We start from the raw sequence: 9,976 nt of genomic DNA, 5'->3' as shown, positions 1-9,976 counted from the left end.
TCGTCCGTCAGGTCGCCACGCATCCACAGGTCTCCGCAAAGACCAACGTTGAATCACGTCCAAGCCAGTCTGAAAAGACCTTTTGTCAACAGAACCTAAGGCATGCATTGAGATCCTCCACCCCAGGTAGGATGTCGAAAACCGACACAACTTGCCCGATAAGGATCTCGTGACACATCAGCACAGTGGGAAATGAACCCATAACGTTATGGTTTCATTTGATCATGCATTCAGTTTCTTATGACCAGAACTGTGAATATAACAGAGCTACGAGAAGTGCCCGATCGACATGCCCTCTATCCATATGAATAACAGAGGCGGCTGGAAACAGGAGATAACGGCCAAATATTTCTTGTGTGGGTATCAATATTTTTAACTGTCTATATTCATCCATAACCAGACAAAGCCTGCTTATATTTCACTTATAAACGCAGGTTATGATCTTATGTATAATCTGTCTTGGACGTCATATGTCTGATTGATCTACTACCATTTCCAAGACACCTGAGCATGTATCTGCCTTTCAGGCCAGAGAATTGCTTACGGGACCACTATGCCGGGAAGTATTTATTTCTCTCGCATAAGTTTTGGAAAGTATCGATGCAGTACGCACATGACCCGGCGCTCCTTCTGGCGCGCTTTCAGTTCGCCTTTACCGTAGGCGTCCATATCATCTTTCCAGCCTTTTCAATCGGACTGGCCGCCTATCTGGCGGTTCTGGAAGGGCTGTGGCTCAGGACAGGACGGCCTGTATTCCTTGATCTGTACCGATACTGGATCAAGGTGTTTTCCATCGTTTTTGGCATGGGCGTCGTCTCGGGACTGGTCATGTCGTATGAGTTCGGCACGAACTGGTCGATCTTTTCCAAAAAGGCCGGGCCAATTACAGGCGTGCTTCTGTCCTACGAAGTCATGACCGCCTTCTTTCTCGAAGCAGGCTTCCTTGGCGTCATGCTGTTCGGCATGAACAAGGTGGGGCGCAAACTCCATTTTGCGGCCACATGCTGCGTATCGGTAGGCACCCTGATTTCCATGACATGGATACTGTCTTCCAATTCATGGATGCAGACGCCACGCGGCTACACAATTGACCCGGCCACGGGACGGTTCATGCCGGCGGACTGGCTGGCCATCATCTTCAATCCGTCCTTTCCGTTCCGTCTGGTGCATATGGGACTGGCGGCTTTCCTGTCCGTCGCCTTCATCGTGGGCGCCACGGGGGCGTGGCATATGCTCAGGGCACGCAAGGCCGGGAAGATTTCCAGCGAACCCGTGCGGGTCATGTTTTCCATGGCCATGTGGATGGCGGCCATTGTAGCACCTCTGCAGATCCTTGCAGGCGACGCGCATGGTCTTAATACCCTGAAGTATCAGCCGGTGAAAATCGCGGCAATGGAAGGGGACTGGGATACAGAGGGGCGTGCCCCGGAACTGCTGTTCGGCATTCCCAACATGAAAACCGAACATACGGATTATGCCGTCAGGCTGCCACTGGCCGGATCGCTGATCCTGACACATAGCCTGAATGGCAAGGTGCCGGGCATGAAGGATTTCCCGCGCGACCAGCGGCCGCCTTCGCCGGTCATCTTCTTCTCTTTCCGCATCATGGTCGCCCTCGGCATGCTGATGATGCTGGTGGGGCTATGGTCCCTGTGGCTGCGGCGGAACAGCACCCTGTTCACCAGCCCGCTTTTCCACCGTGTCGCGCTGTGCATGGCGCCTGCGGGATTTCTGGCGCTGCTGTGCGGCTGGGTTACGACGGAAGTCGGCCGCCAGCCGTGGACGGTCTACGGCCTGCTGCGCACGTCTGACAGCGTATCGCCCGTCGCCCTGTCCTCCATGGCGTTTTCGATGACGGCGTTCGTGGTGGTCTACGTGCTCGTATTCGGTTCCGGGATGGGCATTCTCGTCCGCATGCTGGGCCGCGCGCCGCAGGAAGGCGAGCATGATGCCAGCCCTGCCCACGCTCCCGAGATTCTGGCAGCCCGCATGCATCCGGGCGTGATTGACCCCTCTACTGGCAAAGGAGCCTGAGGCATGATGGACTTCGCATACTGGCTCCCCATCGTGTGGGCCGTCATACTGGTGGCCGCCATTTCGATCTATGTCGTCCTTGACGGCTTTGACCTCGGCATCGGGATGCTGTTCGCACTTGAACGCCATCCGGGCCGTCGGGATGTGATGGTCAACACCATCGCACCCGTATGGGACGGGAACGAGACATGGATGGTGCTGGGTGGGGCCGTGCTTTACGGGGTTTTCCCCGGCGCATACGCCACTTTGCTGCCTGCCTTCTACCTGCCGATCGTGCTGATGCTGCTGGCGCTGATCTTTCGCGGCGTGGCGTTTGAATTCCGTGTCATGACACGTGGAACGGGAAGGGAAGGGGTATGGAATGTCGGCTTCATGGCAGGTTCCGCCATCGCCGCATTCTGTCAGGGCGCGATCCTGGGCGGGGTGGTGCAGGGGATCAGGGTCGTTGACGGGGCCTTTGCCGGTGGCCCGCTCGACTGGCTGACGCCGTTCAGCATTCTGTGTGGCCTGGCGGTCATGTGTGGTTATGCCCTGCTGGGGGCGACATGGCTGATCTGGCGCACCACTGGCGTGCTGGAAGCATCATGCCGCCGCTGGGCCGCCCGGCTGGCTGTGGGGCTGTTCCTCGGCATCGTGGCGGTCAGCCTGTGGACGCCGCTGCTGCACGCGCCTTACCTGCGCCGCTGGACCGACTGGCCGAACATTCTGTTTGTCGCTCCCGTGCCGGTTCTGGTTGCCGTGCTGGCTGGCCCGTTTGCCATCGGGCTGCGCAGGGGACATTCCAGGGGGCCGTTCCTGTGTGCGCTGGGCTGGTTCTTCCTGTGCCTGTCCGGTCTCGGGATTACGCTGTGGCCCTATGCCGTGCCGCCGGGACTGACGTTGTGGGATGTGTCTTCTCCGCCATCCAGCCAGTTCTTCCAGTTGATCGGCACCGCCATCCTGCTGCCGATCATCCTGACCTACACGATCTATTCCTATCACGTCTTTCGCGGAAAGGTGACGGAAACCGATGGGTATCACTGAGATTGTCCATGGGAACGGAGATGACGCACCCCCGCGTACCGGTGCCCGGATCGCATGGTTCGTTGCGATCTGGTCGCTGAGCACCACTGTATTTTTCGGGGCGGCGTCCCTGCTTCACCTGATCGTTCCCAGATAAACCGGGCGGCATGACCGCCCGACACTTTCCTCCCTCCAATAAGGGATATGGTTCAATGCTTTTCGACTTTGAACGTGACTTTGCAGGGTCCCTGCGGTGCATTCCAATGATCGCGCGGCAGAAGCTTGATATCGTCGGCATCAAACTGAGCCTGCGTCAGTGGAGCCGGTTTACGCGCGACGAAAGGGGCCAGCTTGCTGACCTGCCGTGCGAAACCGCGCCCGAACAGGCAACCTACCGCGAACTGGTCGCACACCTGATCGCAACCCGCAGTGATGAACCGTTGCGCCCGCTTGCAAGTCGTGGGCTGGAAGCCTGGCGTGATGCGGACCGGATGCCCGATGCCGTAAAGACCCAGGCACAGGCTGATGGGGTCGCGCCGCCTACGGCTGCGCAATGGGCAACCCTGCAACCACTCCAGCGATTTGCTTTGGTGAAGCTTGCCCGCTCGAAGCATGAAAACGAAAATTTCGTGCCCGCAATGCTGGAGTTCGGCCTGCTGCAACCGCATGCCGGGCTGCTGCATGACGCAGGTGCTTCCCCCAATCCGACAGCCGTATCGCGTGGCCACACACGCATGCCCAACTGAATAAGCCACGAGGGTTGAGATCATGAGCAACGAAAAAACGCCTGAATACAGACCCTATCATCATCCGGCTGGCGGGTGGGGTGCGGCAGGGGCGACCGCGAAAGTGCTGATGGAACAGAGCGTGCTGGTCAAGGGATCACGCGGGCTGCTGTCCATGAACCAGCCGGGCGGTTTCAAATGCCCCAGCTGTGCATTCCCTGACCCCAACCATCGCAAGACGCTGGAGTTCTGTGAAAACGGGGCCAAGGCTCTGGCGCATGAAGCCACAAAGGGACGTGTGACGCGGGAGTTCTTTGAAAAATACACCGTCACCGAACTGATGCAGAAAAGCGATTACTGGCTGGAAATGCAGGGCCGCCTGACCGAGCCGATGCGCTATGATGCACAAAGCGACCGTTACGTGCCGGTGGCGTGGGATGATGCGTTCGCGCTGATCGGTCAGCACCTGCGCGCCCTCGACAGCCCGCACCAGGCGGAGTTCTATACATCGGGCCGCACCGCGAACGAGACCGCGTTTCTTTATGCAATATTCGTGCGTGAGTTCGGGACCAACAACTTTCCCGACTGTTCGAACATGTGCCATGAGCCGACCAGCCGTGGCCTGCCGCCCGCCATCGGTATTGGCAAGGGCACGATCGTCATGGACGATTTCGAGCATGCAGAGGCGATTTTCGTCATAGGGCAGAATACAGGCACCAATTCCCCCCGGATGATGACAAATCTGGTCGAAGCCCGTAAACGCGGCGTGCCGATTGTCCTGATCAACCCGATGCCCGAACGCGCGCTGATCCGCTTTACCGAACCGCAGGACGTGCTTCAGATGGGCACGTTTGGTTCAACCCCCATTTCCAGCGAATTCGTGCATGTGCGCATCGGTGGCGATCTGGCCATCTTCAAGGGCATGATGAAGGCGCTTTTTGAGGCGGAAGCCCATGGCGAGAAGGTGCTGGATCTTGATTTCATCCGTGAGCACACGGCAGGTCTGGAAGCCCTGCGTGATGATGTCATGGGGTGTAGCTGGGCGGACATCACCCGTATTTCGGGCATAGCCGAAGATCAGATCCGCCGGATTGCGGATATCTACATGAAGTCCAATGCCACGATCATCTGTTACGGCATGGGGCTTACGCAGCATCAGGAAGGCTCACGCCTGCTGCAGCAGGTTGCGAACCTGCTTCTGCTGCGCGGCAATTTCGGCAAGCCCGGCGCCGGTATCGCGCCGATCCGTGGCCATTCCAACGTGCAGGGCGACCGCACGGTCGGCATCGACGAAAAACCGACCGATGCCTATCTGGACCGCGTGCGTGACGCCTTCGGGTTTGAACCGCCGCGTGAACATGGACATCACGTGCTGGAAGCGATCGAGGCCATGGAAGCGGGCACCGCCAGGGTGTTCTTCGGCATGGGTGGCAATTTCATCCGCGCCGTGCCGGACACGGACCGTTCTTATGCCGCCATGCGCAACCTCAACCTGACGGTTGGCGTGGCGACCAAGCTGAACCGGGGGCATCTGGTGCATGGCAAGGATGCGCTCATCCTGCCGGTTGTCGCCCGCTCGGAAATCATCCGCACGGAAGCGGGCGAGCAGTTCGTGACCATTGAGGACGCCATGGCGAATGTCACGGCATCGCGTGGTGTGTTCGAACCCGTGACCGAACATGTGCGGCCGGAAACGGAGATCGTCTGCCGCATGGCCATGGCGACGCTGCCCGCCTCCCGCACGCCATGGGCGGATTATATGGTCGATTACACATTGATCCGGGACAAGATTGCCGAGGTCTATCCTGAAATCTATGCGGATTTTTCCGAAAGGATCAAAAATCCGCATGGGCTGCACCTCGATATTCCGCCCCGTCGCCGCGTATGGCAGACGCCCAATGGCAAGGCGAATTTCCTCGTGCTGCCGGGGCTGGAAGTCAACGTGCCGGTCAGGGATACGGCCATGCTGCGTCTGGCGACCATCCGTTCGCACGATCAGTACAATACGACCATCTACAGCAACAGCGACCGTTACCGCGGGGTGTACAATACCCGTCTTGTCATCTTCATGAACAGGGATGACATGGCCGAACGCGGCCTGGCGAATGGTGATGTGATCGGGCTGGAAACCTACAGCGATGACGGGGTCAGGCGGTATGTCGATGGCCTGAACGTGCTTGATTACCCGATGCCGCGCGGCGCCATTGCGGGATATTACCCGGAACTGAATCCATTGCTGCCGCTGGATTACTTTGACGGGATCAGCGGAACGCCCGCGGCGAAATCCATTCCGGTAAAGGTGGTGGAAAGTGTTGCATCCGCGCCTGCAATCCGGATCGCGGGCTGACAGGGCAGGGGGCCATGAATGACGAGAACAGCAGCCGGTCGGTCAGTCCCGTGCCGCCTGTCGACAGGCATGGCCGCCCGCTGCGTGACCTGCGCATTTCGGTCATGGACCGGTGCAACTTCCGGTGTCCCTACTGCATGCCGGAAGCCACCTATCATGAAGCCTTCCGGTTTCTCGGTCCCAGGGAACGGCTGGATTTTGACGAGATCGAACGGGTGGCGCGTATCGCCGCGGAACTGGGTGTCACGAAAATAAGGCTGACCGGTGGGGAACCCCTGCTGCGGCCCGGCCTGCCTGATCTGGTCAGTCGCCTGCGCGCCCTGCCGGGCATTGAGGACGTTGCCCTGACAACCAACGGCATCCTGCTGCCACGCTTTGCGCCAGCGTTACACCAGGCGGGACTGCGGCGCGTGACGGTCAGTCTCGACAGTCTTGATCCAGCCGTGTTCGCCCATATGAGCGGCGGCAGGGGGGAACTGTCCGCCGTGCTGAAGGGCGTTGATGCCGCCCGTGCCGCCGGATTTGAAGGCGGCGTCAAGATCAATACCGTGGTCCAGCGGGGCGTGAATGACGCGGGTGTGCCGGATATCCTTGCACGCTTTCGTCATACTGGCGTTGCAGTCCGCCTTATCGAATATATGGACGTTGGAAATCGCAACGGGTGGGACCGTGCCGATGTCGTGCCCTCAGACGAACTGCGCGCGCGTATTGCAGCCCTCTGGCCCCTTGAACCGTTGCCACCCAGGTATCGTGGTGAGGTGGCGCGCCGCTATCGCTACGTCGATGGGGCGGGCGAGATCGGGTTCGTCTCATCAGTCAGCGCGCCGTTTTGTGGAGCATGCTCCCGTGCGCGCCTGTCTTCAGACGGGAAGCTCTACACCTGTCTTTTCGCAACGACTGGCACGGATCTTCGCGCGCTTTTGCGTGACAGCGCCGGTGATGCCGAAGGCGACCAGAAGTTGCGGGCCACCCTGTCACGGATATGGCGACAGCGGACGGATCGCTACAGTGAGGAACGGGCGCGTCATCGCATATCACCACACGGCGAGGAAAAACCATCGCGTCAGGAAAAAATAGAAATGCATTATATCGGGGGATGAGGTGAGAATATATTCGCCCGTTCAAATACCCGCCTGCCTGATCTGAATAAAACAGGGATGCAGGGAGCCACAAACATGCCCGACCGAACGGGTCCGGATGCCATGCTGCCTTGTGCCCAACAAACAGGAAGTAAAATGCTGAATATAGATCTACAGTATTTCGCGCAATTGCAGGACGCCGCAGGGCGGGCGCATGAAATACGCACGACATCGGCCCCTACGGCAGCCGCCCTGTATGATGAACTGCGTGATGTATACAGCTTTGCGCTGGAACCCGCCTGCATGCGTGTCGCCATTAATGCGGCGTTCTCCCCATGGGAGCAGCCGCTTCGTGATGGGGATCATGTTGTCTTTATTCCGCCGGTTACTGGCGGATGAGCGACTTTATCATGGCGGATGCGCCGGTGGATATCACCACCCTGCGCAGGGTGCTGCTGGTTCCCGAAGCGGGCGGGTTCTGCGCCTTTGAAGGGTGGGTAAGGCAGACCAATGACGGGCGTGCTGTTGCCGGCATTGATTACAGTGCGTTCGTGCCACTCGCCCGGACGGAAGGGCAGGCGATCGTGCAGGAGGCAAAACAGCGTTTCGCAATCTGTCATGCAACAGCCATGCACCGGACCGGCTATCTGTCCGTAGGGGAAACGGCGGTATGGATTGGCGTGGCTGCGGCACACCGCGACGCCGCATTCAGTGCATGTCGCTACATTATTGATGAAATCAAGCAGCGCGTCCCGATATGGAAAAAAGAGCATTACGCCACCGGTGTAACCGAATGGGTGCCCTGCCACACCCGCTGACCATTGAACAGTGCCCACGTGACTGCCCGAGGCTGCCGTAATGTCCGCTCTTTTCTATCCGTTAGATGTTGCTTCCCTGTCCTGTCCGGATGAAAAATTCAGTCTGAATGTGGCTGAGGAAGTGCCGGTCAGCCTCATGTTCAACGGAATGTTTCCGTACGGCACGATGATGATGACGCCAGCAGACCTGAAAGATTTTGCCTACGGCTACTGCATAACCGAACAGATCGTCAGTTCGCCTGCGGAAATCCGCTCGGTGGATGTTGTACCGGCGGAAGATGGTCTGACCCTCGATATTTTCATAAAGGGAAGGGCGTTGACGCGCCTCATGCGCCGGAATGTCCGCATGCAGACTGGTCATTCCAGTTGCGGCATATGCGGGAGCGAAACAGTGCCGGCCTGCGACGCCGTGGCGGGCGCACCGTTTGGGGATGGTCCCCGCCTGTCCGTAACGGCAATACGCAATGCGCTACATGAACTGCGTAAATGGCAGACGCTGAATGCAGCGACACGTATGGTCCATGCGGCTGCATGGGCAAATAATAGCGGCAATATTCATATGATCCGTGAAGATGTGGGAAGGCACAATGCGCTGGACAAGCTGATTGGTGTACGCGTCTGCCATCCTGAAGTGTTCAACGATGGCTTCTGTCTGCTTACGAGCCGGTATTCATTTGAAATGGCGCTCAAGACGGTGCGGGCTGGTATTGCAGTAGTGGTCGCAATTTCAGCCCCGACACATCGCGCCTTCCGCACGGCTGAAAAGATGAACCAGACCCTGATCGCGATTGCGCGTCATGATAAGCAGACGCTGTTCTGCGGTGGAAAGCGCCTTGTCATATAGTATATCGATATTTCTATAAAATAAAGACTCCCCCTCTTTCTGGTCATTCACGAATAGGGGGATCATAACATTCACATATGAAAATGACCCGGCATGGCAACTGTGAGACAGACAAGGGCACCGTATCATGGCTCCCGTTCCCGCATGCCACATTCGTCGCGACGGCAGCTTTGACGCAGGCTGGGAAATGGCAGCGCAGTTTCTATTAGTCGAAGCACGCGTTACAGGCGGTTTATCGATGTCAGTTTCCAGATTGCAGACTTAAGTCCGGCTTTTGGATCATCCCTGCCGGTATAGTTTCCAAAAAATAAAACTACTTAAAAAATCCATAAATGGAGCAGTCAATGCCTGAGTCCTGTCCTGCGTTTCCTGATGGTCATCATGATCTTCTGAAGCGAACGGTAAAGATCGTTGTATCATATATAAGTAATAACAAAATACCGGTGCAGGATATGGGTAAGCTGGTCAAATCCGTTTACGATGCCCTGAACGGCGCTCATTCGGTGGAACACGAAAAGGAACCCCAAAAGAAACCTGCTGTTCCTGTTAACCGGTCAGTTTTTCCGGAATATATTATTTGTCTGGAAGATGGCGTCAGGCGCAAGATGCTGAAACGCTACCTGCGTACTTTCCATGGCATGACAGTAGATGAATACCGTAAACGGTGGGGATTGCCGCAACATTATCCCATGGTCGCACCAAATTACGCAATACGGCGGTCATCCATAGCGCGACAGGCCGGTCTGGGTCAGACTGTTATGCACGACAGCACTGACCGCACGGGACCAGACAACTGATCTTCGATGGCTGCCCGGTGTCCAGTCACTGATGTATTGTCCATGATCCGTTTGCCCGCGTGTTCAGGTGCCCTCAATAACCCTGTTTTCAGCGTGATCGGTGCTCTGGCGCATCATGCCTGCGTTGTCGGGATCGGCAGTCCGATCCCGCAAAGGCCGCCTTGTAGCGCCCCGTCAGTGGATGCTGGCCCTGTTCCCGAACCGGGCGAATAAGGGCGTCTTCCCCTTAGATGTTTAGTCCCAGGATTTGATGGTGCATTATTTTCACGAGAGTGGAAGGAAGCGCTATGGGCCAGGTTCACCACGGAAGCGCCACGACGACAGCGGCAG

At 57.7% G+C, this 9,976-nt stretch carries 9 protein-coding genes; all 9 read left to right on the top strand.

Annotated elements, in window-relative coordinates; translation table 11 throughout:
* Positions 1-600 precede the first annotated feature (600 nt).
* The 9 genes from CFR79_RS14620 (at position 601) to CFR79_RS14575 (ending at position 9,646) form a co-directional block, all read left to right on the top strand.
* Positions 601-2,034 carry a cytochrome ubiquinol oxidase subunit I gene (locus tag CFR79_RS14620; protein WP_110548392.1) on the top strand — a complete coding sequence of 478 codons (1,434 nt, stop codon included), beginning with the start codon at positions 601-603 and terminating at the stop codon, positions 2,032-2,034.
* A gap of 3 nt (positions 2,035-2,037) precedes the next feature.
* A complete protein-coding gene (gene cydB / locus CFR79_RS14615; RefSeq protein ID WP_110548391.1) occupies positions 2,038-3,057 on the top strand; it encodes a cytochrome d ubiquinol oxidase subunit II in 1,020 nt (339 codons plus the stop codon).
* 191 nt (positions 3,058-3,248) lie between these two features.
* The gene (locus CFR79_RS14605) at positions 3,249-3,782 is read left to right on the top strand and encodes a nitrate reductase associated protein (RefSeq protein ID WP_110548389.1); all 534 of its coding nucleotides are present in this window, start codon (positions 3,249-3,251) and stop codon (positions 3,780-3,782) included.
* A gap of 22 nt (positions 3,783-3,804) precedes the next feature.
* Positions 3,805-6,108 (top strand): FdhF/YdeP family oxidoreductase, encoded by a 2,304-nt coding sequence (locus CFR79_RS14600; protein WP_110548388.1) that lies wholly within the window; start codon positions 3,805-3,807, stop codon positions 6,106-6,108.
* A gap of 14 nt (positions 6,109-6,122) precedes the next feature.
* Positions 6,123-7,208 (top strand): GTP 3',8-cyclase MoaA, encoded by a 1,086-nt coding sequence (gene moaA / locus CFR79_RS14595; protein WP_110548387.1) that lies wholly within the window; start codon positions 6,123-6,125, stop codon positions 7,206-7,208.
* Between the two features lie 135 nt (positions 7,209-7,343).
* The gene (locus CFR79_RS14590; protein ID WP_110548386.1) at positions 7,344-7,586 is read left to right on the top strand and encodes a MoaD/ThiS family protein; all 243 of its coding nucleotides are present in this window, start codon (positions 7,344-7,346) and stop codon (positions 7,584-7,586) included.
* Positions 7,583-8,005 carry a molybdenum cofactor biosynthesis protein MoaE gene (locus CFR79_RS14585; RefSeq protein WP_110548385.1) on the top strand — a complete coding sequence of 141 codons (423 nt, stop codon included), beginning with the start codon at positions 7,583-7,585 and terminating at the stop codon, positions 8,003-8,005. Before CFR79_RS14590 ends, CFR79_RS14585 begins: the two co-directional genes overlap by 4 nt.
* A gap of 40 nt (positions 8,006-8,045) precedes the next feature.
* Entirely contained in the window at positions 8,046-8,849 is an 804-nt protein-coding gene (gene fdhD / locus CFR79_RS14580) for a formate dehydrogenase accessory sulfurtransferase FdhD (RefSeq protein ID WP_110548384.1), read from the top strand.
* A 344-nt stretch (positions 8,850-9,193) separates the two neighbouring features.
* Positions 9,194-9,646 (top strand): MucR family transcriptional regulator, encoded by a 453-nt coding sequence (locus tag CFR79_RS14575; RefSeq protein WP_110548383.1) that lies wholly within the window; start codon positions 9,194-9,196, stop codon positions 9,644-9,646.
* Positions 9,647-9,976: the final 330 nt, after the last annotated feature.

Origin of the sequence: Komagataeibacter saccharivorans (assembly GCF_003207825.1) — a bacterium.
GTDB classification, from domain to species: domain Bacteria; phylum Pseudomonadota; class Alphaproteobacteria; order Acetobacterales; family Acetobacteraceae; genus Komagataeibacter; species Komagataeibacter saccharivorans.
The sequence above is the reverse complement of the archived record's forward strand: the minus strand, read 5'-3'. Positions and strand labels throughout refer to the sequence as shown.

Coding starts and splice junctions, on each gene's coding strand:
- fdhD (WP_110548384.1), top strand. CDS start 8,046: ATGTCCGCTCTTTTCTATCCGTTAGATGTTGCTTCCCTGTCCTGTCCG.
- CFR79_RS14605 (WP_110548389.1), top strand. CDS start 3,249: ATGCTTTTCGACTTTGAACGTGACTTTGCAGGGTCCCTGCGGTGCATT.
- cydB (WP_110548391.1), top strand. CDS start 2,038: ATGATGGACTTCGCATACTGGCTCCCCATCGTGTGGGCCGTCATACTG.
- CFR79_RS14575 (WP_110548383.1), top strand. CDS start 9,194: ATGCCTGAGTCCTGTCCTGCGTTTCCTGATGGTCATCATGATCTTCTG.
- CFR79_RS14585 (WP_110548385.1), top strand. CDS start 7,583: ATGAGCGACTTTATCATGGCGGATGCGCCGGTGGATATCACCACCCTG.
- CFR79_RS14620 (WP_110548392.1), top strand. CDS start 601: ATGCAGTACGCACATGACCCGGCGCTCCTTCTGGCGCGCTTTCAGTTC.
- CFR79_RS14600 (WP_110548388.1), top strand. CDS start 3,805: ATGAGCAACGAAAAAACGCCTGAATACAGACCCTATCATCATCCGGCT.
- CFR79_RS14590 (WP_110548386.1), top strand. CDS start 7,344: ATGCTGAATATAGATCTACAGTATTTCGCGCAATTGCAGGACGCCGCA.
- moaA (WP_110548387.1), top strand. CDS start 6,123: ATGAATGACGAGAACAGCAGCCGGTCGGTCAGTCCCGTGCCGCCTGTC.